General features: G+C 64.1%; 27 protein-coding genes, 1 other RNA gene and 1 pseudogene. 11 read left to right on the top strand and 18 right to left on the bottom strand.

The window, feature by feature from the left end:
* Positions 1-3: 3 nt before the first annotated feature.
* The gene (serB, locus tag ACFLEY_RS11375; protein WP_211433852.1) at positions 4-909 is read left to right on the top strand and encodes a phosphoserine phosphatase SerB; all 906 of its coding nucleotides are present in this window, start codon (positions 4-6) and stop codon (positions 907-909) included.
* A 140-nt stretch (positions 910-1,049) separates the two neighbouring features.
* Here serB and ACFLEY_RS11370 read toward each other — a convergent pair whose 3' ends face one another.
* The 12 genes and pseudogenes from ACFLEY_RS11370 to ACFLEY_RS11315 form a co-directional block, all read right to left on the bottom strand.
* Complete coding sequence (locus ACFLEY_RS11370; RefSeq protein ID WP_011089246.1) at positions 1,050-2,573, bottom strand: Do family serine endopeptidase; 1,524 nt, start codon at positions 2,571-2,573, stop codon at positions 1,050-1,052.
* A 143-nt stretch (positions 2,574-2,716) separates the two neighbouring features.
* Positions 2,717-2,923, bottom strand: coding sequence for a DUF2065 domain-containing protein (locus tag ACFLEY_RS11365; RefSeq protein ID WP_011089247.1), 207 nt, complete (start codon positions 2,921-2,923; stop codon positions 2,717-2,719).
* A gap of 74 nt (positions 2,924-2,997) precedes the next feature.
* Entirely contained in the window at positions 2,998-3,894 is an 897-nt protein-coding gene (gene hflC, locus ACFLEY_RS11360; protein ID WP_011089248.1) for a protease modulator HflC, read from the bottom strand.
* A complete protein-coding gene (gene hflK / locus ACFLEY_RS11355; RefSeq protein WP_011089249.1) occupies positions 3,891-5,033 on the bottom strand; it encodes an FtsH protease activity modulator HflK in 1,143 nt (380 codons plus the stop codon). The genes hflC and hflK overlap by 4 nt, the downstream gene beginning before the upstream one ends.
* 153 nt (positions 5,034-5,186) lie before the next feature.
* Positions 5,187-5,696, bottom strand: a complete 510-nt coding sequence (locus ACFLEY_RS11350) for a dihydrofolate reductase (RefSeq protein WP_011089250.1) — start codon at positions 5,694-5,696, stop codon at positions 5,187-5,189.
* Entirely contained in the window at positions 5,696-6,181 is a 486-nt protein-coding gene (locus ACFLEY_RS11345; protein ID WP_011089251.1) for a GNAT family N-acetyltransferase, read from the bottom strand. The genes ACFLEY_RS11350 and ACFLEY_RS11345 overlap by 1 nt, the downstream gene beginning before the upstream one ends.
* Before the next feature lie 5 nt (positions 6,182-6,186).
* Positions 6,187-6,981 carry a thymidylate synthase gene (locus ACFLEY_RS11340; protein WP_060908560.1) on the bottom strand — a complete coding sequence of 265 codons (795 nt, stop codon included), beginning with the start codon at positions 6,979-6,981 and terminating at the stop codon, positions 6,187-6,189.
* Positions 6,982-7,149: 168 nt separating this feature from the next.
* Positions 7,150-8,130 carry a tripartite tricarboxylate transporter substrate binding protein BugD gene (locus ACFLEY_RS11335; RefSeq protein ID WP_060912664.1) on the bottom strand — a complete coding sequence of 327 codons (981 nt, stop codon included), beginning with the start codon at positions 8,128-8,130 and terminating at the stop codon, positions 7,150-7,152.
* Positions 8,131-8,293: 163 nt separating this feature from the next.
* On the bottom strand, positions 8,294-9,808 hold the full coding sequence (locus ACFLEY_RS11330; protein WP_027544749.1) for a tripartite tricarboxylate transporter permease: 1,515 nt from the start codon (positions 9,806-9,808) through the stop codon (positions 8,294-8,296).
* A gap of 7 nt (positions 9,809-9,815) precedes the next feature.
* Positions 9,816-10,577 carry a tripartite tricarboxylate transporter TctB family protein gene (locus ACFLEY_RS11325; protein WP_028176176.1) on the bottom strand — a complete coding sequence of 254 codons (762 nt, stop codon included), beginning with the start codon at positions 10,575-10,577 and terminating at the stop codon, positions 9,816-9,818.
* A 94-nt stretch (positions 10,578-10,671) separates the two neighbouring features.
* Positions 10,672-11,186: pseudogene (locus ACFLEY_RS11320) on the bottom strand (chromate transporter).
* A complete protein-coding gene (locus ACFLEY_RS11315; protein ID WP_060908561.1) occupies positions 11,183-11,788 on the bottom strand; it encodes a chromate transporter in 606 nt (201 codons plus the stop codon). Before ACFLEY_RS11315 ends, ACFLEY_RS11320 begins: the two are co-directional and overlap by 4 nt.
* Positions 11,789-11,871: 83 nt before the next feature.
* On the opposite strand from ACFLEY_RS11315, the gene ssrA reads away from it, so the two are divergent.
* The 7 genes from ssrA to ACFLEY_RS11280 all read left to right on the top strand — a co-directional run bounded on the left by ssrA (position 11,872) and on the right by ACFLEY_RS11280 (position 17,422).
* Positions 11,872-12,239, top strand: a transfer-messenger RNA (tmRNA) gene (ssrA, locus tag ACFLEY_RS11310).
* A 114-nt stretch (positions 12,240-12,353) separates the two neighbouring features.
* Positions 12,354-12,872, top strand: a complete 519-nt coding sequence (locus ACFLEY_RS11305) for an SspB family protein (protein WP_060908562.1) — start codon at positions 12,354-12,356, stop codon at positions 12,870-12,872.
* 90 nt (positions 12,873-12,962) lie between these two features.
* Positions 12,963-14,396: a class II fumarate hydratase gene (gene fumC / locus ACFLEY_RS11300; protein ID WP_060908563.1), complete on the top strand. Its 1,434-nt coding sequence runs from the start codon at positions 12,963-12,965 to the stop codon at positions 14,394-14,396.
* 276 nt (positions 14,397-14,672) lie between these two features.
* Positions 14,673-14,861, top strand: coding sequence for a DUF4169 family protein (locus ACFLEY_RS11295; RefSeq protein WP_011089260.1), 189 nt, complete (start codon positions 14,673-14,675; stop codon positions 14,859-14,861).
* The gene (locus tag ACFLEY_RS11290; protein WP_011089261.1) at positions 14,858-15,109 is read left to right on the top strand and encodes a ribbon-helix-helix domain-containing protein; all 252 of its coding nucleotides are present in this window, start codon (positions 14,858-14,860) and stop codon (positions 15,107-15,109) included. Before ACFLEY_RS11295 ends, ACFLEY_RS11290 begins: the two co-directional genes overlap by 4 nt.
* A gap of 116 nt (positions 15,110-15,225) precedes the next feature.
* A complete protein-coding gene (locus ACFLEY_RS11285) occupies positions 15,226-15,501 on the top strand; it encodes a FeoA family protein (RefSeq protein ID WP_011089262.1) in 276 nt (91 codons plus the stop codon).
* A 49-nt stretch (positions 15,502-15,550) separates the two neighbouring features.
* Entirely contained in the window at positions 15,551-17,422 is a 1,872-nt protein-coding gene (locus tag ACFLEY_RS11280) for a ferrous iron transporter B (protein ID WP_060908564.1), read from the top strand.
* Positions 17,423-17,733: 311 nt separating this feature from the next.
* Here the strand turns inward: ACFLEY_RS11280 and ACFLEY_RS11275 are convergent, their stop codons facing one another.
* Both ACFLEY_RS11275 and ACFLEY_RS11270 read right to left on the bottom strand, forming a co-directional pair.
* Complete coding sequence (locus ACFLEY_RS11275; RefSeq protein WP_060908565.1) at positions 17,734-18,489, bottom strand: outer membrane protein; 756 nt, start codon at positions 18,487-18,489, stop codon at positions 17,734-17,736.
* Positions 18,490-18,666: 177 nt separating this feature from the next.
* Positions 18,667-18,930: a hypothetical protein gene (locus ACFLEY_RS11270; protein ID WP_038966475.1), complete on the bottom strand. Its 264-nt coding sequence runs from the start codon at positions 18,928-18,930 to the stop codon at positions 18,667-18,669.
* Positions 18,931-19,105: 175 nt separating this feature from the next.
* Here ACFLEY_RS11270 and ACFLEY_RS11265 point away from each other — a divergent pair, with 175 nt between their 5' ends.
* Entirely contained in the window at positions 19,106-19,603 is a 498-nt protein-coding gene (locus tag ACFLEY_RS11265) for a GNAT family N-acetyltransferase (protein WP_060908566.1), read from the top strand.
* 15 nt (positions 19,604-19,618) lie between these two features.
* Here ACFLEY_RS11265 and ACFLEY_RS11260 read toward each other — a convergent pair whose 3' ends face one another.
* The 3 genes from ACFLEY_RS11260 to ACFLEY_RS11250 all read right to left on the bottom strand — a co-directional run bounded on the left by ACFLEY_RS11260 (position 19,619) and on the right by ACFLEY_RS11250 (position 21,200).
* Complete coding sequence (locus ACFLEY_RS11260) at positions 19,619-20,104, bottom strand: YkgB family protein (protein WP_011089267.1); 486 nt, start codon at positions 20,102-20,104, stop codon at positions 19,619-19,621.
* Between the two features lie 220 nt (positions 20,105-20,324).
* The gene (locus ACFLEY_RS11255; protein ID WP_028176183.1) at positions 20,325-20,702 is read right to left on the bottom strand and encodes a RidA family protein; all 378 of its coding nucleotides are present in this window, start codon (positions 20,700-20,702) and stop codon (positions 20,325-20,327) included.
* 126 nt (positions 20,703-20,828) lie between these two features.
* Entirely contained in the window at positions 20,829-21,200 is a 372-nt protein-coding gene (locus ACFLEY_RS11250; protein WP_211433851.1) for a cupin domain-containing protein, read from the bottom strand.
* 319 nt (positions 21,201-21,519) lie between these two features.
* On the opposite strand from ACFLEY_RS11250, the gene ACFLEY_RS11245 reads away from it, so the two are divergent.
* The gene (locus ACFLEY_RS11245) at positions 21,520-21,753 is read left to right on the top strand and encodes a hypothetical protein (protein WP_038966470.1); all 234 of its coding nucleotides are present in this window, start codon (positions 21,520-21,522) and stop codon (positions 21,751-21,753) included.
* Between the two features lie 75 nt (positions 21,754-21,828).
* On the opposite strand, the gene ACFLEY_RS11240 is transcribed toward ACFLEY_RS11245, so the two are convergent.
* Positions 21,829-22,725 (bottom strand): LysR family transcriptional regulator, encoded by an 897-nt coding sequence (locus ACFLEY_RS11240; protein WP_011089270.1) that lies wholly within the window; start codon positions 22,723-22,725, stop codon positions 21,829-21,831.
* 208 nt (positions 22,726-22,933) lie between these two features.
* Between ACFLEY_RS11240 and ACFLEY_RS11235 the strand changes: the two genes are divergently transcribed.
* Complete coding sequence (locus ACFLEY_RS11235) at positions 22,934-23,356, top strand: cyclophilin-like fold protein (RefSeq protein WP_249163080.1); 423 nt, start codon at positions 22,934-22,936, stop codon at positions 23,354-23,356.
* The last annotated feature ends 22 nt before the right edge of the window (positions 23,357-23,378 follow it).

Below are 23,378 nucleotides of genomic sequence, written 5' to 3'. Positions count from 1 at the left end.
CAAATGTCCCTGGTCGCCACGCTGATCTGCAATCCCGATAGTCCCGCGCTCGACTCTACCATCGTCGACGGCGCCCGCGCCGTGCTGCCTCAGGCGGCGCCCGCGCACTGGCTGTTCGACGGGGTTGCGGTCGATATTCCCTTCGGCGCCGACAGTAACCTCGAAGGCGACCGTCACGCCATCGAACAGCGGTTGCGCGAGCTTCGCGGCGACCTGCCGATCGACATCGTCGTGCAGCCTGCCGGCGTTCGGCGCAAGAAGCTTTTTCTCGCCGACATGGATTCCACCATGATCGGCCAGGAATGCATCGACGAGCTCGCAGATCTCGTCGGGATGAAGGCCCATGTCGCCGCCATCACCGAACGCGCGATGCGCGGCGAGATCGAGTTCGAGCCGGCGCTGCGCGAGCGCGTTGCGCTTCTGAAGGACCTTCCCGCCAGTGTCGTCGACGAGGTGCTGGAAAAGCGCATCACGCTGACGCCGGGCGGCCGCACACTGGTCGCGACCATGCGGGCGCACGGCGCCTATACCTGCCTCGTCTCCGGCGGCTTCACGCTGTTCACGAACGCGGTCGCCGCCAGGATCGGTTTCCAGGAGAACCGCGCCAACGAGCTGATCGTGCGCGACGGCAAGTTCACCGGCGAGGTCAAGGAGCCGATCCTGGGCCGCGCGGCCAAGCTCGCGACGCTGGTGGATCTGATGGAGTCGTTCGATCTCGACGACGTCGACTCGGTCGTGGTCGGCGACGGCGCCAACGATCTGGCGATGATCCAGGCGGCGGGACTGGGCGTGGCCTATCATGCCAAGCCGGCGGTGGCCGCTGCGGCTGCTGCAAAGATCGACCACGGCGATCTCACCGCGCTGCTCTATGCGCAGGGGTATCGGCGCGAGGAGTTTGTGGAGGGGTAGCCTCCTCCCCGCTGTTATCGCCCGCGAAGGCGGGCAATCCAGTATTCCAGAGACAGTGCGGCTAGAACCGAGAGGCCGCGGCGTACTGGATGCCCCGCCTTCGCGGGGGCACGACAGTTGAGTGCGGGGCGTATCGCCCCTTACTGCACGCTCAGCGCCACGAACCGCAGCTCGCCGTCGGCGTTGGAGACCAGCAGCAGCACCGACTTCTTGCCGTCCTTCTTGAGCTGGTCGACCCGCTTCTGGATGTCGGCGCCGCTGGAGACGACCTCCTGTGCCACCTCGACGATGACGTCGCCGGCGGACAGGCGCTTCTCGGCGGCGTCGGAATTGGCGTCGACATTGGTGACGACCACGCCCTTGACGCTGTCCTTGATCTTGTAGCGCGTGCGCAGGTCCTTGTTCAGCACGGCGAGATCGAGGCCGAGCGCCTTCTGCGTCACCGGCTTCTCGGGCGCGGGCTCGTCGGTCTTCACCGCGGCCTGCACTTTGTCGGGATCCTGGAGGCGGCCGAGCGTGACCTTCTTGGTCTCCTCCTGGCCTTTGCGGATGATGATGACGTCGACCTCCTTGCCGACCGCTGTGTCGGCGACGACGCGGGAGAGATCCTTCGGGTCCTTGACGTCCTTGCCGTCAAACTTGACGACGACGTCGCCGGGCTCGATGCCGGCCGGCTTGGCCGGGCCCTTGTCGTCGACGCCGGCAACCAGCGCGCCGCGCGGCGGCTTGATGTTGAGGCTCTCGGCAATCTCATCGGTGACGCTCTGGATGCGCACCCCCAGCCAGCCGCGGCGCAATTCGCCGAACTGGCGGAGCTGGTCGACGACGCCCATGACCGTCTTCGACGGCACGGCGAAGCCGATGCCGATCGAGCCGCCGGAGGGCGAGATGATCAGCGTGTTGACGCCGATGACGTCGCCATCGAGATTGAACAGCGGACCGCCGGAATTGCCGCGGTTGATGGCGGCGTCGGTCTGGATGTAGCTGTCATAGGGACCCGAGGAGATGTCGCGGTTCTTGGCCGAGACGATGCCGGCCGTCACCGTGCCGCCCAAGCTGAACGGGTTGCCGATCGCGACCACCCAGTCGCCGAGACGCAGCTTGTCGGAATCGCCGAACTTCACCGCGACCAGCGGCTTCGTCGGCTTGAACTTCAACACGGCCAGGTCGGTCTTCTTGTCGACGCCGACCAGCTCGGCCTTGATCTTGGTGCCGTCGTTGAGGATGACGTTGATCTCGTCGGCATCCGCAATGACGTGGTTGTTGGTGACGACGACGCCTGATGTGTCGATGATGAAGCCGGAGCCGAGCGAGTTGGTCTTGCGGGGCGGGCCGTTGTCGCCGCCCTTGCCGCCACCGGGGCCGCCGGGACCCCTGCGGTTCTTGAAGAAGTCGTCGAAGAACTCCTCGAAGGGCGAGCCGGGCGGCAGTTGCGGCATGGTGTTGCTGCCGCCGCCCTTGGCTTCGACGGTCTGCGAGGTCGAAATGTTGACGACCGCGTCGATCACCTTCTCGGCGACGTCGGCGATGCCCTCCGGTCCGCGCGCCTGAGCTGGCGTGCCGAACGCGCCGAAAGCACTGACGGCGAGCGCGGCCAGCCCAATTCTCACGCCAAGTCGCGCACGATGGCGCAAGCGGGACGGGGCAATGATGGCAGCGGTCATTGTGATCTCCAGAAAAAGGGATTCGGCGTCAAGACTGCGCTCGAACGGGGGGACGGCGCAAGCGCGGAGCTTCACGGGCCTCAAGACCCGGATAATACGGCGAAAACCGGTCCCTTGCCTTCACTTTGGCGTTGGCGCGAGGCCTAAATCGGACGCCGCATCACCCAGATCAGGATCAGGCCGACCACGGCCGAACCGATCCCGACCGCCCGCAGGACGTTGTCCGGCGTGGCGATGGCGCTCTTCATGGCCTTGCGCATCCAGTTCGGACTCGCCGCGAACATCAAGCCTTCCAGCACGAACAGGATGCCTAAGCCGATGAGGAAGTCGGCGAACGCAATGGACCTCATCGGATTGGAACCTCCCGTGGTGCTGTTCTTGTCTGGACGAAGGGCGGCCAGACCTGCCGCCGCCCTTGTCTAGCTTACGGCTTTGCCGGCGTCGCGGTCGCCGCCTTGCCGGACGGGTTACCAAAGAACCGGAAGAAATCCGAGTCCGGCCGCAGCAGGAAGCGGGTGTCGTTCGACTTCAGCCCGTTCTCATAGGCCGTCATCGACCGGTAGAAGGCGAAGAAGTCAGCATCCTTGCCGTAGGCTTCCGCAAACAGGCGGTTGCGCTCGGCGTCGCCGACGCCGCGGGTCTGCTCAGCCAGCGATCTGGCTTCCGCCTCGATCACGGTCGCCTCGCGGTCGGCCTTGGAGCGGATCTCCTGCGCCTTCTGGCCGCCCTGCGCCCGGAACTCGGCGGCTTCCCGCTCGCGTTCCGTCTTCATGCGCTGGTAGACCGCCTGGCTGTTCTGCTCCGGCAGGTCGGCGCGGCGAATCCGGACGTCGACAACCTGGATGCCGTAACCGTCGGCCTCGCGATCGAGCTGGTCGCGGATACGCAGCATCAGCTTCTCGCGGTCGTCGCGCACCACGTTGATGAAGGTGACCTCGCCGAGCACGCGGCGCAGCGCCGCGTTCAGGAGCGTGGTGAGCTGGATGTTGGCAGCCTGGATCGAGCCGACACTCTGATAGAAGCGCAGCGCGTCCTTGATGCGGTAGCGCGCGAAGGCGTCGACCACGAGCCGCTTCTGGTCGGATGCGATCGCTTCCTGCGACGGGTTCTCCAGATCGAGGATCCGCTTGTCGATGTTGATCACCGAATTCCACGGCGCCTTGAAGTGCAGACCGGGATCGGTGACGACGTCGACGGGCTTGCCGAACTGAAGCACGATGGTCTGCTCGGTCTGCTGCACCGTGAATAGCGACATGTAGCCGACGATCACGACGAGCAGGAGCCCGAGGAGGGTGACGATACCTGTGACCGGAGACCTCATCGGCTGCCTCCGCTCGATTGCTGACCGGCGGCGGGCGGCCGCTTCGTCGTCAATTCGCCCAGCGGCAGATAGGGCACAACGCCCTGGCCCGAGGGGCCGCCGTCATAGACGAGCTTGTCCGCGCCGCCGAGCACGCGCTCCATCGTCTCCAGATAGATCCGTTCACGCGTCACTTCGGGCGCCTTCTTGTATTCCTCGTAAACCTTCAGGAAGCGCGAGCTCTGGCCCTTGGCCTCGGCAACCGCCTGCTCCTTGTAGCCTTCGGCGGCCTGCATGATCTGCGCCGCACGTCCGCGCGCCTGCGGCACCACCTGGTTGGCGTAGGTCTGTGCTTCGTTCTGCAGCTGCTCGAGATTGGCGCGTGCCGCCTGCACGTCGCGGAAGGCGTCGATCACCTGCGCCGGCGGATCGACCTTCTGCATCTGCACCTGGCTGATCTGAATGCCGGCGCCGTAGCTGTCCAGAGTCTTCTGGATCAGTTCCTGCACGCCCTGTTCAGTGACGTTGCGCGCGCCGGTGAGGATCGGCTGGATCTGCGAGCGGCCGATCACCTCGCGCATCGCGCTCTCGGCGACCGCCTTCACGGTGCCTTCGGGGTTCTGGATGTTGAAGAGGAAGTCGCCGACGCCGCCGGTGTCGGGCTTGATGCGCCACAGCACGGTGAAGTCGACGTCGACGATGTTCTCGTCACCGGTGAGCATCAGGCTCTCTTCGGGCACGTCGCGAATGGAGCGGCCGCGCCGTGCCGGATCGTCGATCAGCGTCATGCCGATGGAGATGGTGTTGACGCGCAGCGCCTTGGGCAGCAGCACTGTCTCGATCGGATAGGGCAGATGATAGTTCAGGCCCGGATCCACGGTGCGGACATGCTTGCCGAAGCGCAGCACGACGCCGCGCTCCTCGGACTGCACGCGGAAGAAGCCCGACAGCAGCCAGAACGCGATGATGATCAGGATGATCAGCGTGATGCCGACGCCGGAGAAATAGCCACCCGGCATGATCTGCTGAAGGCGGTCCTGGCCGCGCCGCAGAAGGTCTTCCAGATCCGGAGGCCTCGGCCCGACCGGTTGCGGGCCTGAGCCCCATGGTCCCTTTGGACCCGAGCCCCATGGGCCACCGCCCTGATTCTTCCACGGCATTCGACGCTCTCCTCGGCAGGGTGGAACTGCCCCTGCCCGCTTTGTCCGGTCCGGCTTTATAGGGGACAGGCAGGTCCCTTACAACGCAGCCCGGGCTGTCTTTGCAGCTAAGCCCGGGGGCAGAAAAGTCAATGTTAACATTGGCGAATGCGGTTAATGGCGCGGCCGCCGACGATATGTCACATAGGAGTAATCGGCGCTGTCGTTCGGTCCGGCAGGATGACGGATGCGCGCCGTCTCCTCCCATTCTGCCTTGTCGATGCCGAAATGCGTGTCGCCGTCGGGGCGCGCATGCACTTCGGTGATTTCGAGCCGATCGGCACGACCGAACCATTGCCGATAGATCTCGGCGCCGCCGATCACCGCGATCTCGGTGACCGAACGCCGCAGGGCATCGCCGCGCGCAATCGCCTCCGCATCCACGGCTGATGTCGTGACGACGGCACCGGCGGCGCGATAAGCCGGATCGCGCGTGATCACGATGTTGGTGCGGCCCGGAAGCGGCCGGGGCAGGGATTCGAAGGTCTTGCGGCCCATGATCACGGGCTTGCCGATCGTGAGCGCCTTGAAGCGCGCCATGTCGGATTTCTGCCGCCATGGAATCGCGTTACCTGCGCCGATGACGCCATTCTCCGCGACCGCCACGACGAAGACGATCTCCATCAGACAGAGCTCCCCGCAAGCCGCGTCAGCGCAGGACCGGTGACGCGGCACAGCGTCCAGTCGTCCATCATGACGGCACCGAGCGACTTGTAGAACGCGATCGACGGCGCGTTCCAGTCGAGCACCGCCCATTGCAGACGCGACCAGCCGTTCTCGACGCATTCCTTTGCGAGATAGACCAGCAGCGCCTTGCCGAGGCCTTTGCCCCGATGCGACGGCCGCACATACAGATCTTCGAGATAGATGCCGTGACGGCCGCTGAAGGTGGAGAAATTGGCGAACCAGACCGCAAAGCCGACCGCCTCGCCGTTCCACTCGGCGATCGCACAATAGAGCCGCGGTCGCTCGCCGAACAGCGCGTCCGCGATGTCAGCCTCGGTCGCCTCGACCTCGTGCGAGAGCTTTTCGTATTCGGCGAGCTCACGGATGAAGGCAAGAACCAGCCCGGCTTCGCCAGGACGCACGCGGCGGATGTTGAGCGACATCTGCGTCAGACCGCGACTTCCGCCTTGATGTGTGGGTGCGGATCGTAGCCGACGAGCTCGAAATCCTCGAAGCGGAAGGAGAAGATGTCCTTCACGTCGGGATTGATCCGCATCACCGGCAACGCACGCGGTGCGCGCGTGAGCTGGAGCTTCGCCTGCTCCAGATGGTTGGAATAGAGATGGGTGTCGCCGAACGAATGCACGAAGTCGCCGGGCTTCAGGTCCGTGACCTGCGCCACCATCATGGTGAGCAGCGCATAGGAGGCGATGTTGAAGGGCACGCCGAGGAACACGTCGGCCGAGCGCTGATAGAGCTGGCACGACAGCTTGCCGTTGGCGACATAGAACTGGAACAGGCAATGGCACGGCGGCAACGCCATCTTGTCGACCTCGGCCGGATTCCAGGCCGAGACGATCAGGCGGCGCGAGTCCGGGTTGCGCTTGATCATATCGACGACGTTGGCGATCTGGTCGATGCTGCGTCCGTCCGGCGCGGGCCAGGAACGCCACTGATGACCATAGACCGGGCCGAGATCGCCATTGGCGTCCGCCCACTCGTCCCAGATGGTGACGCCGTTGTCGCGCAGATATTTGATGTTGGTGTCGCCCTTCAGGAACCACAACAGCTCGTGCACGATCGCCTTCAGCGGCAGCCGCTTGGTGGTCAGCATCGGGAAGCCGGCCGACAGATTGAAGCGCATCTGATGGCCGAACACCGAGAGCGTGCCGGTGCCGGTCCGGTCGGTCTTCTCGGCGCCGTCTGAGAGAATCCGCTCGAGCAGGTCCTGATACTGGTGCATGTGTCGTGTGCCTTTGGGGAGGCCGCGAACTTAGCGGCCACCTCCGCGCTGCGACAGCGGCGATTCGCTGCCTGCACCGATTATACCCGGAAAAAGTGAGCGTTTCCGGTGAAACGGCAAGGGGCGGAACTCGCGTCCCGCCCCCGCCTATCGGCTTGATTGTGCTGGTTAACTGGCCGGCTTGAGCACCGGGGTCCATTTCGCGATCTCGTTCTTCACGAGGGTCGCGAGCGCCTCCGGCGTCCGGTCCTTTGGGCCCGGGATGACGCTGCCGAGCTCGAGCAGGCGCTTCCTCACCGTCGCGTCGTCGAGCGCTTTGACGGCGGCGGCGTTCAGGCTCGCCACGATGGCCGGCGAAGTTCCCTTCGGTGCGAACATCGCGTTCCAGGCCTGGGCCTGGAACGCAGGCAGGCCGGCTTCCGTCGTCGTCGGCACGTTCGGCAGCGACGGATTGCGCTCGGCCGTTGCGATCGCATAGGCCTTGATGGTGCCGGCGTTGATCTGTGGCACGGCGTTGACGATCTGGTCGCACATGTAGTCGACCTGCCCCGCCACCAGCGCGTTCATCGCGGGGCCGGTGCCGTTGAAGGGCACGCCGACCGGCTTGATGTCGAGGATGGAGTGCAAGAGCTCGCAGGACACGTGCGAGACCGAGCCGACGCCGGCATGCGCCGCGTTCACCTTCTCGGCATTGGCCTTCACATAGGTGACGAACTCCTTCAGGTCCTTCGGCGGAAAATCCTTGCGCGCCAGGATCAGGATCGGCGTGCCCGCCAGCAGCGCGATCGGCTCGAAGTCTTTCTCCGGATGATAGGCAAGCTTCGGATAGAGCGGCACGGATGCGGCGTGCGTGCCCATATGCCCCGTGATCAGCGTATAGCCGTCATTGGCCGCGCGTGCGGCCCGCGCGGTCGCGGTGGTGCCGCCGGCGCCGACCACGTTCTCGATGACGATGCTCTGCCCCAGCGTCTGCGCCATGTGCGCGGTGACGATGCGCGAGATCACGTCGGTCGGGCCGCCGGCCGCGAACGGCACGATCATGGTGATGCCGCGCGTCGGATAGGTCTGCGCCTGAGACGGTGCGACAAACGCGCACAGCGATGCGGCCGCCGCGGCACATGCGCCCGCGAGCGCGCGAATAAAGGTCATGTCGATCTCCTTGTCGGTCCCAGGTCGGTTCCTTGTCGACTCCTTGGGACACAAACAAAAATGCCGGCCACAAGGGCCGGCATTTTCATTTCACGAAGACATCACACAAGTCGATTCGACTTCCGAATGCGGCGCGCGGACGCAGGGCGCCGCGCCGACGCGATCAGTTCTCGGATTCGGTGAACACCTCGTCGCGCTTGGCGCGCAGCGCGGGCAGCACCGTGAGGATCAACAGGCTCGCCGCGATCGCCAGCAACACCGCCGACAACGGACGCGTCAGGAACACGCTCCAGTCGCCGCGCGAGATCAGCAGTGCGCGGCGCAGGTTCTCTTCCATCAGCGGTCCGAGCACCATGCCGAGCAGCAGCGGTGCCGGCTCGAAATCGTGCTTGATCAGCCAGTAGCCGACGAGACCGAACACGCCGGCGAGGATGACGTCGACCGGTGCGTTGTTCACCGAGTAGATGCCGATCGCGCAGAAGATCACGATCGAGGGGAACATCAGCCGGTAAGGCACGCGCAGCAGGCGGACCCAGATTCCGACCAGCGGCAGGTTGATGATGATCAGCATCAGGTTGCCGATCCACATCGAGGCGATCATGCCCCAGACGAGATCCGGCTGCTTCTGCATCACCTGCGGGCCCGGCACGATGCCATGGATAGTCATCGCGCCCACCATCAGCGCCATCACCGCGTTCGGCGGGATGCCGAGGGTGAGCAGCGGGATGAAGGAGGTCTGCGCCGCCGCGTTGTTGGCGCTTTCCGGCGCCGCCACGCCCTCGATCGCACCGCGGCCGAACCGCGACGGGTTCTTGGCGATCTTCTTCTCGAGCGTATAGGCCGCAAAGGACGCGATCACGGCACCGCCGCCCGGCAGGATGCCCAGGATCGAGCCGAGCACGGTGCCGCGCAGGATCGCAGGCGCGGAGTCGCGCAGATCCTTCCTGGTCGGCATCAGGCCGGTGATCTTCTGCTGCACGAGGTCGCGGTTCATCTCGGCGCCGGCGTCGAGGTTGCGGATGATCTCGGCAAAGCCGAACACGCCCATCGCGACCGTTGCAAAGCCGAGACCGTCGGCGAGCTCCGGAATGTTGAAGGCCATGCGCGAAGCGCCGGTCTCGATGTCCGAGCCGACCATCGACATGAGCAGGCCGAGCACGATCATCGCGATCGCCTTCAGCACCGAGCCCTTGGCCAGCACGACCGCGAAGATCAGACCGAGCACCATCAGCGAGAAATACTCGGCCGGACCGAACGCCAGCGCGAGCTTGGTCAGCGGCGCGCCGAGCACGGCGATGAGCACGGTCGCGACGCAGCCGGCGAAGAACGAGCCGATCGCCGCGATCGCCAGCGCCGGGCCGGCACGGCCCTGCTTGGCCATCTGGTGACCGTCGATGGCGGTGACGACCGATGTCGCCTCGCCGGGTATGTTGACCAGGATCGACGTGGTCGAGCCGCCATATTGCGCGCCGTAATAGATGCCGGCGAGCATGATCAGCGCGCCGACCGGCGGCAGTCCGAAGGTGATCGGCAGCAGCATCGCCACGGTCGCGATGGTGCCGATGCCCGGGAGAACGCCGACCAGCGTGCCGACGAGGGCGCCGATCAGGCACATCAGGAGGTTGATCGGAGAGAGCGCGACGGCGAAGCCGTGGGCGAGGTTGGCAAAAATATCCATCACGCCCTCACTGGATCAGGAAACGCGGAAACATCGGCATCGGTAGCCCGAGCACGTAAGGGAAGAGCAGCGCGCAGCCGAGCGTCAGGCAGGCGCCGACGATGGCAGCCTCCAGCCAGCGCGTCTCATGCGAGCCCATCGCCGCGATCATGAAACTCGCGAAGGCGGAGACCACGAGGCCCAGCGGCCGGATCGCGAGCGCGAAAAACACGATCGAGACCATCACGAACAGCGGCCCGCGCCAGGAATAATGGGCCATCGCCGGCCCGTCGGTCAGAAGGCCGGTCAAGGCAATGCCGGCGGACAAGGCGACCAGCAGCCCGCCGAACATGCGCGGCGCGGTGCCCGCACCGAAGGAGAAGCCGCGCATGCCCTGCAAATCGCTCGAGGCCCACAGCGCGAACAGCGCGAGTGCCATCAGGATGACGCCGCCGACATAATCCTGGGCCGACCGGATGGTCATGAACAGCGTGACGATCGCCACCGCTAAGACCGGATAGGAATAGATCAGCGCCAGCAGCACGTCGGATGACGCCTTCTTGGTCTCACCGCCGACCGATCCGATCAGTGCCGCGGGAGCGCCCGCGACCAACGCGGTGGCATGGCTGATGAGAACGGTGGCCGGGCCGCGTCCCGCGCCCCAGCCAAAGATCGTCCCGATCGACCAGATGAATTCGAATATCTGCGGCGCAACGGCCAGCAGACAAAAACCGATCGCCACCGAGGTGTTTCGGGTGGCTGTCGCTGAGTGGCCCATCGTATCGGCCATGCATGTCTCCTCCGCGACCCGTAAGTCACGCGCAGTGTTGTTCTAATCGGCTGGAAATGGATCCCTCGCCCGGATCACTGCCTAGCGATTTTCATTACACAATGCCAGCAAAACCCAACAAGCCCCCGGCGAGCAGGAGCCATAGTGGATTGATGCGCGAGACCGCTGCGAGCACCGCAACCATCGCGGTCAGAAGCACCGCAGCAATCGTGCGATCGGTCGCGTTGGCCAGGATCAGGGCACTCGCCGCCATCAATCCGATCGAGAGCGGAACCAATGCAGCCTGGATCAGGCCGGGCCAGCGCGATTGGCTCGGCCGGTTCAAGAGCCGGCTAACATAGTAGGCAACCAGCGCGGTCGGCAGGCACATGGCCAGCGTCGCTGCCAGCGCGCCGGGGATGCCGGCGACGGCATAGTAAGCACGTTCGGACCTGGCGAGAGCTGCGCGATCGCATAGGCATCAGTGAACTGCTTGTCGGTCATCCAGTGATGCACGTCGACCGCGATACGGTGCATCTCGGGCACCGCGGCCGCGGCGCCGCCGACCGCGAACAGCGACATCAGCGCAAAGGTGGAGATCAGCGCCCAGATCGGGTTCTCGGCGTTCACGCTGCTACCTTCCGCCGCAGGAGGAAGGTGGCGCCGACACTCACGGGGATCGCGACCAGCAGCACCGCCTGGAGCGGCAGGCGGAGCACGCCGATGGCGAGGAACACGCCGAGCATCAGGATGAGCGCAACGGCGTCCATCCGCTTGAGCAGCGGCGTCATCATGCGGAAGACGACCGCGATCAGGAGGCCGACCGCCGCGCAGGAGATGCCTGCGAGGATGCGGCGCAGCACCTCCACATCGCCGAACCGGGCGTAGATGATCGCAAGCACGGTCATGATCAGCGTCGGCGGCAGCAGCAGCCCGGCAAAGGCGGCAACGCCGCCCGCGATCCCGCGCAGCCGTGCGCCAAAGACCATCGACAGATTGACGATGTTGGGCCCGGGCAGGAAATGGCAGAGCGCGAAGGTTTCGTTGAACTCGTCCGCCGTCATCCAGCGGTGCTGCTCGACGATCGCCCGCCGGGCGAACACCAGAACTCCGCCGAAACCGGCCAGGGACATCCGGGCGAAGGCCACAAACAGCGCGGTCAGGCTGGGCGGAGGGCCGCTGGTCGCGGCACGATCCGGCCCTTGGGCGGCCGGTGCTGAATCCGGGGACATGTCAGGAGCTTAGAACGAGGGCCGCCGCGAGGCCAAGGCTATCCGGAACCTATCCAAAGGGAACCGCGCCATGCCGCGCCAAACCCCTGTCTTTCTAAACCTTTGCCCCCTATATTGGGGGTGCCGGTTCGCCGGCTATGGAAATAAACGGTCGTCGTAATAAACCATTCGGACCCGGGGGCGGTACCCGGCGCCTCCACCAAAGCCCACCAGCGGGCAGGCCCTAGAAGCGGGTTTTGGCGGGGGCGAAATAGGATCGACGAGGGCGTAAAGGGCGTGCTTTTTCCCGGTATTGTTCCGCCGTTATCGGGCTACTGCAATAGTTGCCAACGACAACTTTGCTCCGGTTGCTCAGGCTGCGTAACGCAGTTTGAAAGACCATCTTAAAGTCCTAACGGGTTAAGCTCCGTTAGGCGGGGTTCGGAGGCACCTGGCAACAGAAGCCTCCACTTACCTTCGATTTCCTTCCCCACGGGGACTCCTGCTGACCCGTCAGGCGCGGTACTATTGCGGCTTGGCGAGTCGGGCCGGCAGGGCCCAACTCCTGGAATGCAACAGGACCACCATGGCGACCGATCATATCCGATACGATGTGCTGGCCCGCGACGCGCTGCGCGGCGTGCTGCGGAAGGTGCTGACCGACGCCGCGTCGCATGGACTGCCGGGCGAGCATCATTTCTTCATCACCTTCGTGTCGAAGGCCGAGGGCGTGAAGCTGTCGTCGCGGCTCCTGGCGCAATATCCGGAAGAGATGACGATCATCCTGCAGCATCAGTTCTGGGATCTGACCGTGCTCGAGGACCGCTTCGAGGTCGGCCTGTCGTTCGGCGGCATTCCGGAGCGGCTGGTGGTGCCGTTCAGCGCCATCAAGAGCTTCCTCGATCCGTCCGTGAAGTTCGGCCTCCAGTTCGACACGTCCGATGTCGCCGAGGTCGCGCCCGAGACGTTGCCCGCGGCCCCTGCCCCTTCGGCCCTGTCGGTGCCCACGCCCGCCACGGACAAGGCGGAGACCGCGGAAGAGCCGACCCCGCCGAACCAGGGCGGCGCCGAAGTCGTGCGGCTCGATCGTTTCCGCAAGAAATGATCTAGGCTACCGCGCGAGACCGTCGCGTCCGGCCAAACTGCCTATATAGAGGAGCACATGAAGAGGCCGCGCGGCATTTCGCGCGGCGGAATGGATGTGCTCATGGCCAAATCTGCACGCACGAAGACCGCTCGCCCCGCGACCCGCACCGAGACCGACAGTTTCGGTCCCATCGAGGTCCCCTCCGATCGCTATTGGGGCGCGCAGACCGAACGTTCGCGGCAGAATTTCCGCATCGGCACGGATCGCATGCCGATCGCGCTCGTGCATGCGCTCGGCATCGTCAAGCTCGCCGCGGCGCAGTCCAACCGCGAGCTCGGCCTGCTCGACCAGCGCCGGACCAGCGCCATCATCCGCGCCGCACGCGAGGTGATCGACGGCAGCCTCGACGATCATTTCCCGCTCGTCGTGTGGCAGACCGGCTCGGGCACACAGACCAACATGAACCTCAACGAGGTGATCGCCAACCGCGCCAATGAGCTGCTCGGCGGCGAGCTCGGCGCCAAGAAGCCGGTGCATCCGAACGATCACGTCAACATGAGCCAGTCGTCGAACGACTCTTTTCCCACCGCAATGCATATCGCGGCGGCGAGCCGCATCACCGCCGATCTCGTTCCTGCCCTTGGCGAACTGCTCCGTGCGCTGCGCAAGAAGGAGAAGGAGTTCGCCAAGATCGTCAAGATCGGCCGCACCCACACCCAGGACGCGACGCCGCTGACGCTCGGCCAGGAATTCTCCGGCTATGCCGCGCAGGTCGAAAGCGGGATCGCGCGACTGAAGGTCGCGGTGAAGGAGCTCTATCCGCTGGCGCAGGGCGGCACCGCCGTCGGCACCGGCCTCAACGCGAAGCCGCGCTTTGCAAGACTGTTCGCAAAGCACGTTGCCGGAATCACCAAACTGCCCTTCACCAGCGCCGCCAACAAATTCGAGGCGCTGGCCTCGAACGATGCCTATGTGCTGGCGCACGGCGCCATCAATTCGGTCGCGACAGGCCTGTTCAAGATCGCCAACGACATCCGCCTGCTCGGATCGGGTCCGCGCTCAGGGCTCGGCGAGCTGATCCTGCCGGAGAACGAACCGGGCTCGTCGATCATGCCGGGCAAGGTCAATCCGACGCAGTGCGAGGCGATGACCATGGTGTGCTGCCAGGTGTTCGGCAATCACACCGCGATCACGGTCGCCGGCAGCCAGGGCCATTTCGAGCTCAACGTCTACAAGCCCGTGCTAGCCTACAACATGCTGCACTCGATCCGCCTGATGGCCGATGCCGCGCGCTCCTTCACCGAACATTGCGTCAGCGGCATCCGCGCCGACGAAAAGCGCATAAGTGAGCTGATGCAGCGCTCGCTGATGCTGGTGACCGCGCTCGCGCCGAAGATCGGCTACGACAACGCCGCCAAGGTGGCCAAGACGGCGCATGTCAACGGCACCACGCTGAAGGAGGAGGCGCTGCGGCTCGGCTTCGTCACAGCGGACGAGTTCGACCGTTTGGTGCAGCCGGAGAAGATGACGAAACCGGGGTAATTCCTAATTCCGATAGTCATCCGTAATGATACGGAGCCAAAAAGCTCATAATTGTAAGGCTTAAAGGACAGGATTTGATTACCGTCAATGTTCCGGAAAGACGGCGTGCTACGCAGCTATTCTGCCCTTGGCGGGGCGAAATTCATCGTTTGATGGCCCAAGGGGCCGATTGACGAGGACGAGCAAATGACAATCAAGTCTTGTGGGGCGCGACGCGGCCCCCTGTTTCTGAATGTTTCATCCTGCCTGAAGAGGATCGGATGATGGAGACGCGGCATGGGGAACGTCATCAACCTGAATCGTTTCCGGAAGCGCGCCGAGCGGGAAGCCTCGGCGAAGCAGGCGGACGCCAATCGAGCGAAGTTCGGCCGCACGAAAGCGGAGCGGTCGGCGGAGGAGACGCGCGCGGACAGGGCGAAGGAGCACCTGGACAAGCATCAGATCGATCGCGAGGAGCAGCCATGAAGTCGCCCGTCGTGAAACGATCGATCGTCGTCGCCGGTCACAAGACCAGCGTCAGCCTGGAAGAGGCGTTCTGGAACGGCATGAAGGAGATTTCGGGCCTGCGCAACATGACGCTGTCCGAGCTCGTCGGCGAGATCGACGGCAACCGCCAGCAGGGCAATCTGTCCTCGGCGATCCGCCTGTTCGTGCTCGACTACTTCAAGAGCCGCGCCATGGCCGTCCAGCCGGACAAGGTCCCGGCCCAATAGCCGGCAAGGCGTCTTTTCGGCGCGTCGGGGCGTTCGCACTTTAAAATCACTCTAAGGTGCAGCTTCCGGCGAGCAAGCGCGCTTGACCTCAATGCCCTGCGTTGAAAATACAGGGCATGACCGACACCAATGATACGCGCCCTCACATGCCGCTGGGTCTGGCCCTGCGCGGCTACACCGGCGTCATCCAGCACCTGTCCGCCAGGGACACCGGTTCGGCGCTCTCGGACATCGAGCTCGAGAGCCGGCTGATCGAACTCGGCTTCGTCGAGGGGGCCCGGGTCGAGGTCCTGCATGAGGGGCTGGTCGGGCGCGATCCCATCGCCGTGCGGGTCGACAGCATCACGATCGCGGTCCGTCGGCGCGAAGCCATGGCCATCATCGTCGCCTGAGGCGGCCGCCCCCTGACCTCAGGCCTTTGATCCCAGATCGTTGAAAATCATGGAAGCACCCCTCCTGCATCTCGCCCTGGTCGGCACGCCAAACAGCGGCAAGACCTCGCTGTTCAATGCCCTGACCGGCAGCCGGCAGAAGGTCGCGAACTATCCGGGCGTCACCGTCGAGCGCAAGGAAGGCTTCTTCGTCACGCCCCAGGGACGCCAGGTCTCGGTGGTCGACCTGCCCGGCACCTATTCGCTGCGCGGCCGCAGCCCGGACGAGGAGATCACCCGCGACTTCGTGCTCGGCAAGGCCTCTGGCGAGACCGTGCCCGACCTCGTGCTGTGCGTGGCCGATTCCACCAATCTGCGCTTGACCATCCGCCTGCTGCTGGAGCTCAAGCGCACCGGCCGGCCGATGATCCTCGTGCTCAACATGTTCGACATCGCCGCGCGCCGCGGCATCACGGTCGACGTCGAGCGGCTCGCCAAGGAGCTCGGCGTGCCCGTGGTCACCTCGATCGCGGTGCGCAAGGGCGGCACGGCCGATCTGTTGACGCTGACCGACGAGATCTCGGCCAGGCTCGCCACCGAGCCTGCGGAGAACACCTGGCGCGCGCTCAGCGTCGGCGAATTGCGCTCCACCCAGCGCGAGGCCGACCGCATCATCGCCGACTGCGTCAGCCTGCCGAGCCGGCCTGACACCTGGACCGCGCGGATCGACGCGGTGGTGCTGCATCCCGTCGGCGGCCTCATCGTGCTGGCGCTGATCCTGTTCGTGATGTTCCAGGCGGTGTTCGCCTGGGCGCAGCCGCTGATGGAGCTGCTCAATTCCGGCTTCGACGCGCTCGGCGAGTTCGTGCACACCACCCTGCCCGCCGGCCTGCTCCAGAGCTTCCTCCAGAACGGCGTGATCTCGGGCGTCGGCAGCGTGATCGTGTTCCTGCCGCAGATCATCATCATCTTCCTGTTCATCCTGCTGCTGGAAGATTTCGGCTACATGGCGCGCGCCGCGTTCCTGATGGACCGCATCATGGGCGGCGCCGGCCTGCACGGCCGCGCCTTCATCCCGCTGCTGTCGAGCTTTGCCTGCGCCATTCCCGGCATCATGGCGACGCGCGTGATCGACAACAAGCGCGACCGGCTGACCACGATCCTGATCGCGCCGCTGATGACCTGCTCGGCGCGCATCCCGGTCTACACGCTGATCATCTCGGCCTTCATTCCGGCGAAGGACGTCTGGGGCTTCATCAACCTCCAGGGCCTCGTGATGTTCGGCCTTTACGCCGCCGGCATCATCAGCGCGCTTGCCGTCTCGTTCCTGATCAAGTTCTTCATGCTGCGCGACTACGCGCCGGCACCGTTCATGCTGGAGCTGCCGGACTACAAGATGCCGCGGCTGAAATCGATCGCGATCGGCGTCTACACGCGGGCCAAGATGTTCCTCCACCGCGCCGGCACCACGATCTTCTCGATGATGGTGCTGATCTGGTTTCTGGCCTCGTTCCCGCAGCCGCCGGCGGGCGCCACCGAGCCCGCCATCGACTTCAGCCTCGCCGCCATCATCGGCAAGGCGCTCGAGCCGCTGCTCGCCCCCGTCGGCTTCAACTGGCAGATCGCGGTCGCCCTGATCCCGGGCATGGCGGCGCGCGAGGTCGCGGTCGCAGCGCTCGGCACGGTCTATGCGATCGAAGGCGGCAAGGAAGCGGCCGAGCAGATCGGCCAGGTGCTGGCGACGAAATGGTCGCTCGCCACCGCGCTGTCGATGCTGGCCTGGTACATCTTCGCCCCGCAATGCGCCTCGACGCTGGCCGTGATCCGGCGCGAGACCGGAAGCTGGCGATGGATGGCGGTGACCTTCAGCTACATGCTGGTGCTGGCCTATGCCGCGAGCCTCGTGACGTACAACGTCGCGGTGGCGTTGGGGGCGGGATAGAGTCCCCTCTCGAAACCAAAAACTGCGAAAACAACCCCATGCACAGTAGACGGGGTCGTGAAATCAATGGCTTACGAATTATCCGAATTCGCTTGACCCGTCGGGCAAGACACCGGCATGATGGCATCATCGGGAAGCGTCCGCCAACGATTGATCGCGGCCCGCATCCTCGACAAGTCCGCACAATTCACTCGCGCCTGGCCTTGCGACATCGCAGGAATTGATGCCGGACCTCCATCGTTTTCTTCGGCTTCCCATGAAAAGGCCCCGGTCGATGCCGGGGCCTGAGTTCACCGGGAAGACACACACACTCAATAGCGAGCAGCGACCGGAGCACCGAAACCACCGAAGCGGTAGTTCAACCGAAGCGTAACCATGTCCACATCCTGGCTGATCCCGCTGCCGGTGAGCGCCAACCCGCCGGGCGTGACCACGCCTGCGAAGCCGAAATTGTCGCGTCCCATCCAGAGATGGTCGTACTCGATACCGGCCGACCAGTTCGGCGCAAAACCATATTCCCAGCCGACACCCAGGGCGCCGCCCCAGCGCGTGTGACCTGCCGAAGCCAGTCCGACGCCGGTGACGTTGTTGAATATATCGAATCGATTGCGGGTCACGGCAGCGCCGCCCTTCACGTAGAACAGCGAAGCGTTCCATGCCCAACCGAGCTGGGCTGTGAACAGCCCAATGGCGTCGGTCTTGCCTGTGGTCGAGATCAACGGATCGATCAGGCTGACGCGCGTGTTCTTGATCTCGGCCCAATCGCCCTGAGCTTCCAGACCAAGCACAAACTGATTGGTTTGCCAGCGGTACCCGATCTGTCCACCCGCAAGACCACCGGAGCGATCGGCGCAGCCACCTGCTACCGTCCCAGCGGGCGTTACGAAGTCGACGCAACCATGGCTTTGCCCCCAGCCACCGTTGGCCCCGATGTAGAATCCGCTCCAGTTGTAGACCGCCACCACTGGTGCCGGCGGCGGCGCCTTGACGGCCATGTCGGCCGCCATGGCCGGAGCCGCCATACTCAGTGCCACGAAGCCGATCGCAGCAGTTGAAAACTTCCTCATGGTCTCGTCCCCTTTTTTGCTCTTTCGTTCAAATTCGCTGTCTCGTCCAGAAATGAGCACCCATGCTGACCAGGTGCATAAGGTTCGCGAATGTGAGGAACTTTACGCGGGCAGGAGTCCTGAAGCCCGTATCAAAATGGCAACACCCAAGCGCCATCTCTATGCACTGTAGCGTGCTTAATCGATGCCCGACGCTTCTGACGGTAGAGAGCCGCCGTCATCGTTGAGCCACGCATGGATATCTGGCGCCGGAATGAGCCGCCTCGGAACGTGAGGATTGATCGTACCTGCAAAAACAGAAAGGCCTTCATCGAGCTTTGCGCGCGCGAACAACTTGGCTTCGTCCTCGGTCGCGAACGTCCGCGTCTCGCGCGGACTGCGCTGCCTCGGCAAAACGCCACGTTGTCGAATTTCAAAGCTGACGTACCAAGTCGGGATCATCGCACCTGTCAACCTGTGAGCCTCGAAGTCGGGTTGTGGCGCGATCGTCATCCGCGTATTTGATGCAGATCAAACCCCGCGCGTCACACCGGCGATCGGGAGGTTGAGTAAGACGTCGGCAGGACGGCATCGTCGGCGCAACAATCGATGCTCACTTCGAACGCCGCTAACCTCATTGGATCACTTCCGCACCAACAGACTGACCGCCGAGAAACTGCGCGACGATGATCTCGCCGACCTCGTCACACTCCATCTCGATCCCGACGTGTCCCGCTATCTCGGCGGTGTCCGTTCGGCGGAGGCGACGAAGACTTATCTCGCCGTCAACATGGCCCATTGGGACCGGCACGGTTTCGGGCTCTGGGTGCTGCGAACGAGAGACGGAGCATTCGCCGGACGGGCGGGGATCAGGCACATCCTCGTTGATGGTATCGACGAGATCGAGATTGCCTATACGTTCAAACGCGACCTCTGGGGCCAAGGATTTGCGAGCGAGACCGCCGCGGCGCTGACGCATATCGGGCTGTCGCAACTCGCGCTGCCGTCGCTCATCGGCCTGGTCTTCGTCGAACATGGTGCGTCGCGCCGCGTGCTGGAGAACTCCAATTACATTCTGGAGAAGAGCACGACGCATCACGGCGAGGACGTCGTGATCTACCGGATCCGGCGGTGAGCGACGCCCCAACGCTCAGCCGGTGCGCAGCCGAATGGCCGATCGCGGCAATGAGGCCAGAAACAGAACGGCGCAGACGCACAGCAAGACGATGTCCTTGAACAGGAACTCGCCGGTCAGATTCCACGCCATGGGATCGGATGACAGGCTCCATGTGACGACGCCCGGCGTCGTGAAGAAGAACGACCATGTGATCGCGAAGGTCACCACGCCCATGAATGAGCCGACGGCGGACAAGACCGGGCTGAAGCTACCTGCCGCCAGCAGCGCCGCAATCGCGAATTCGGCAACACCGAGAACATAGGCCTCTCCCCTCAGGCCGAAGATCGACAGCCAGGAGATGAACGGACTGTTGGTGATGAACTGCGCGATGCCCTGCGCGGATTGCAGTGTGAATTTCTGCATTCCGAAGGACACGAATATGACCACCATGACCCAGCGGAGAATGGCGAGCGGACGATACGAACCTCCACCATTCTCGGCAACGTTGAATTCCATCATGTGACGATCTCTCCCCGGAATGCGCGTCCATCAGCGTGCGAAGAAAATACGTTCGCTGAAAGCTGTACGAAGAGATCCTTCCGCCGTTACCTGCATCCGGAGTTCCACTGATCACAGGTGCGTGCAACGGCGTGTGTCGGCGCCATGATCGAAGGCAATTCCGAGAAGCTACCAGCAGCGCTCCGCGACGGATCGCAGCGCCCAAGCGGCGCGAGGCCCGTCAGGCCGAGATGATTGCCACCACTTCAATCTCGACGCGGGCCGATGTCGGCGTCAGGGCGCTGACCTGGACGAGCGTGCTGGCCGGGCGCACCGCATCGAAGGCTTCAGAGTGGGCGCGCGCCACATGCTCGGTGTCCGCCATATCGATCACGTACACCACGGTACGGACGACATGCCGCATATCGGCGCCAGCCTCGGCCAATGCGTCGGCGATCAATGCGAGTATCGCCCTGGCTTGCAGGTAGGCGTCGCCGTCGAGGTGCGGCGGGCGAGCCGTCGTGCCGGAGACAAAGACCTGGTTTCCGACGCGCACGGCGCGGGAGTAGCCATAAGCGTCTTCGAACGCATACCCCGATGAGATATTTTGCCTCGTCAACGACGCGCTCCCATGGTTTCCCTGCCGCAACACCGAACTATCACCACTGCCCTCTTCCGGCAAAAGCCGCAAATGCCATCGCGGCGTGCAGCAGCCACGCGCAATCCATCAGGTCCCGCAGCAACCTCACGGCTCCAGCGTGTAGGAGCGTCCGGGTTCGAGCACGTAGATGGTCAGGAAACGGAGCGGACGTTCCGGATCACAATTGCGAAATAGGGTGTGTGGAAGATCCGCCCGATCCTGCAACGTCTCGCCCGCCCGGTACTGTCGCGGTTCGTCGCCGCCATAAGCGGACTCGGCGACACCTTCGACGATGTAGATCGCGCCCGCAACGGGATGCCGGTGAAGCGGCGCGACGCCACCCGGCGGATAGGTGACCTCGACGACCATGAGTTCCTGTTGATTGCCCGGCAATGGCAGACGTTCGAGAACCTTGCGCGTAACACCGGCAAACCCTGCTTGTTGAGCGCTCGCCTGACCGTCGGTACGTTCATCCATGGAGCACCTGTCTCGTTCGAGAGTTGCAGCCGTCGCGCCAGATCGCGGTGAACGACAATGGAATGCCTGAAGCGACAAGGTTGAAGGCTGAACCGCTCTCACAGCATTCTGCCTCATATGCGACAGCCCCGTTCAAAGCCTCGTGTCATGGGACCACTTGAAACAGAGGGACTCGCCTGACGCAGTTCCATCTGGCTGCTTCGATGATGTTCCTGAATGCAACCGACCTGAACAGTCATTCAAGAAAGTTTCTTGCCCGTTCCTGCAACAGGTGGTGACGGCAGTCGTTGACCCCCGACGACGCGAACAGGAGGAACAGATGAAGAAGCTGACTTACGCTCTTGCAGCGGTAGCGACGCTTGCAATCGGTGCCCCGACCATCGCCAATGCGGCCGGCGTCGGCATCTATGTCGGCGGCGACAGGGACTATTATGACGGCCCCCGCGCGCGCGTTTACGAGCATGACCGCGGCTGGCACCGTGGCTGGTACAATCACGACCGCGATTACGACCGCGGCGTCGTGATCCGTCGTTATCATCATTGGGACGATTAGTGCGAGCCAGCACGATCGAACAAGGAGGCCTCGCTTCGGCGAGGCCTTTTGCATGTCGGCCGCCCCGCCACTTTCTCACTCGCCGCGATGGCGCAGCGCGTCGACGATGACCTTGAAGGCGGGCGAGTTCTGGCGGCGGCTCGGATAGTAGATGTGGTATCCGTCGAACACCGGCGACCACTTGTCCAGGACCAGCGCGAGGTCCCCCGACATGATGTGCCGTTGCACGACATTCTCCGGCACATAGGCGATGCCGTATCCTTTCAGCGCGGCATCGGCCTGGGCGTAGGAGGTGTTGAACGTCAATTGCCCGTCCACTCGAACGCGAAGTTCTTGGCCGTCCTTCGCGAACTCCCACGCGTAAAGCCCACCTGCCCTTTCCAGCCGCAGGTTGATGCAATTGTGCCGCACGAGGTCGTGGGGGTGCTCCGGCACGCCGTGTTCGGCGAAGTAGCCGGGTGAGCCCACGGCCACCAGCCGCCAATCCGGTCCGATCCGCACGGCGACCATGTCCTTTTCGACGCTTTCTCCGAGACGGACGCCGGCGTCGAATCCGTCCTCGACAATGTTGCGAAATCCGTTGTCGAGACTGAGCTCGAGCTTGATGTCGGGATAGTCCTTCAGGATCGGCTGCAGCTTGGGCCACACCACGCTCTGGAGCGCGTGCTCCGACACCGTCATCCGGATCCGCCCCGAGGGCTTGTCGCGGAACGCCATCAGGTCGGCAATCTCGGCCTCGATCTCGGCGATGCGCGGAGCCATCGACAGCCTCAACCGTTCGCCGGCTTCGGTGAGACCGACGCTGCGTGTCGTGCGCGTCAGCAGCCGGATGCCCATCTGGTCTTCCAGCCGCTTGATGGTGTGACTCAAGGTCGATTGGCCAATGCCGAGCTTCGCGGCCGCCTTGGTGAAGCTGCGCTCCTTGGCGACCGTGAGGAACCAAAGAAGGTCGTTGAAGTCTTGCTTGGCCATCGTTCTCCGCCGCCGACCGTCCCCATTTATGCCGCCCATCGATTAATGCAAGCGGATTACTCCATCTAATCCGATTGCTCGCTATCGGCTATCTCCGGCGGTGCGGGTGGTCTTCGCTGTGCCCCGCGCCGTCCTGGCCCGACTACAGGAACGCACCATGCCCAGACATCGCCCGGTGCGCCGGTCCGTTCTTGGAGGTCTCCTGGCCATGGCCGCCGTTTCCAGGCCGGTGGCCGGCCTGACCGCGACGAACGCTTCCTGGCACACGGGAGCCGCGACCATGCGGATACGATGCGCCTTCGATCGTCACAGCTTTACGGTGGTCCTCTTCGACGGCCCGTCAGCACGCGAACTCGTCTCGCGCCTGCCGCTCGACCTGGCGATCGAGGACTATTCGACCAACGAGAAGATTGCCTATCTGCTGCGCAAGCTGACCGAGGACGGCGGCAGCCCGTTCGCGGACGAGGCGCCAGGCGATCTCTGTTACTACGCGCCCTGGGGCAATCTCGTCTTCTTCCATGACAGCTATCGCTACTCGAAAGGGCTGATCCGTCTCGGCCGACTCGAGGATGGCATTCAGCCCCTGCTCGCGAGAGGGAAATACCCTCTTCGCATAGAGCTTCTCACCTGACGTTCAAATTTGGAGGTTCAGC

Origin of the sequence: Bradyrhizobium sp. YCK136 (genome assembly GCF_044570075.1) — a bacterium.
Classification (GTDB): Bacteria; Pseudomonadota; Alphaproteobacteria; order Rhizobiales; family Xanthobacteraceae; genus Bradyrhizobium; species Bradyrhizobium diazoefficiens.
This window is presented reverse-complemented; position numbering and strand designations above follow the sequence as displayed.

Excerpts from the sequence above, each read along its gene's own strand:
- ACFLEY_RS11370 (WP_011089246.1), bottom strand. The coding sequence starts at position 2,573 with ATGACCGCTGCCATCATTGCCCCGTCCCGCTTGCGCCATCGTGCGCGA.
- ACFLEY_RS11275 (WP_060908565.1), bottom strand. The coding sequence starts at position 18,489 with ATGAGGAAGTTTTCAACTGCTGCGATCGGCTTCGTGGCACTGAGTATG.
- ACFLEY_RS11260 (WP_011089267.1), bottom strand. The coding sequence starts at position 20,104 with ATGATGGAATTCAACGTTGCCGAGAATGGTGGAGGTTCGTATCGTCCG.
- ACFLEY_RS11235 (WP_249163080.1), top strand. The coding sequence starts at position 22,934 with ATGGCCGCCGTTTCCAGGCCGGTGGCCGGCCTGACCGCGACGAACGCT.
- ACFLEY_RS11295 (WP_011089260.1), top strand. The coding sequence starts at position 14,673 with ATGGGGAACGTCATCAACCTGAATCGTTTCCGGAAGCGCGCCGAGCGG.
- ACFLEY_RS11330 (WP_027544749.1), bottom strand. The coding sequence starts at position 9,808 with ATGGATATTTTTGCCAACCTCGCCCACGGCTTCGCCGTCGCGCTCTCT.
- serB (WP_211433852.1), top strand. The coding sequence starts at position 4 with ATGTCCCTGGTCGCCACGCTGATCTGCAATCCCGATAGTCCCGCGCTC.
- ACFLEY_RS11285 (WP_011089262.1), top strand. The coding sequence starts at position 15,226 with ATGACCGACACCAATGATACGCGCCCTCACATGCCGCTGGGTCTGGCC.
- ACFLEY_RS11315 (WP_060908561.1), bottom strand. The coding sequence starts at position 11,788 with ATGTCCCCGGATTCAGCACCGGCCGCCCAAGGGCCGGATCGTGCCGCG.
- ACFLEY_RS11240 (WP_011089270.1), bottom strand. The coding sequence starts at position 22,725 with ATGGCCAAGCAAGACTTCAACGACCTTCTTTGGTTCCTCACGGTCGCC.
- ACFLEY_RS11270 (WP_038966475.1), bottom strand. The coding sequence starts at position 18,930 with ATGATCCCGACTTGGTACGTCAGCTTTGAAATTCGACAACGTGGCGTT.
- ACFLEY_RS11350 (WP_011089250.1), bottom strand. The coding sequence starts at position 5,696 with ATGGAGATCGTCTTCGTCGTGGCGGTCGCGGAGAATGGCGTCATCGGC.
- ACFLEY_RS11325 (WP_028176176.1), bottom strand. The coding sequence starts at position 10,577 with ATGGCCGATACGATGGGCCACTCAGCGACAGCCACCCGAAACACCTCG.
- ACFLEY_RS11305 (WP_060908562.1), top strand. The coding sequence starts at position 12,354 with ATGGCGACCGATCATATCCGATACGATGTGCTGGCCCGCGACGCGCTG.
- ACFLEY_RS11280 (WP_060908564.1), top strand. The coding sequence starts at position 15,551 with ATGGAAGCACCCCTCCTGCATCTCGCCCTGGTCGGCACGCCAAACAGC.
- ACFLEY_RS11340 (WP_060908560.1), bottom strand. The coding sequence starts at position 6,981 with ATGCACCAGTATCAGGACCTGCTCGAGCGGATTCTCTCAGACGGCGCC.
- hflK (WP_011089249.1), bottom strand. The coding sequence starts at position 5,033 with ATGCCGTGGAAGAATCAGGGCGGTGGCCCATGGGGCTCGGGTCCAAAG.
- ACFLEY_RS11335 (WP_060912664.1), bottom strand. The coding sequence starts at position 8,130 with ATGACCTTTATTCGCGCGCTCGCGGGCGCATGTGCCGCGGCGGCCGCA.
- ACFLEY_RS11365 (WP_011089247.1), bottom strand. The coding sequence starts at position 2,923 with ATGAGGTCCATTGCGTTCGCCGACTTCCTCATCGGCTTAGGCATCCTG.
- ACFLEY_RS11345 (WP_011089251.1), bottom strand. The coding sequence starts at position 6,181 with ATGTCGCTCAACATCCGCCGCGTGCGTCCTGGCGAAGCCGGGCTGGTT.
- ACFLEY_RS11245 (WP_038966470.1), top strand. The coding sequence starts at position 21,520 with ATGAAGAAGCTGACTTACGCTCTTGCAGCGGTAGCGACGCTTGCAATC.
- ACFLEY_RS11250 (WP_211433851.1), bottom strand. The coding sequence starts at position 21,200 with ATGGATGAACGTACCGACGGTCAGGCGAGCGCTCAACAAGCAGGGTTT.
- hflC (WP_011089248.1), bottom strand. The coding sequence starts at position 3,894 with ATGAGGTCTCCGGTCACAGGTATCGTCACCCTCCTCGGGCTCCTGCTC.
- fumC (WP_060908563.1), top strand. The coding sequence starts at position 12,963 with ATGGATGTGCTCATGGCCAAATCTGCACGCACGAAGACCGCTCGCCCC.
- ACFLEY_RS11290 (WP_011089261.1), top strand. The coding sequence starts at position 14,858 with ATGAAGTCGCCCGTCGTGAAACGATCGATCGTCGTCGCCGGTCACAAG.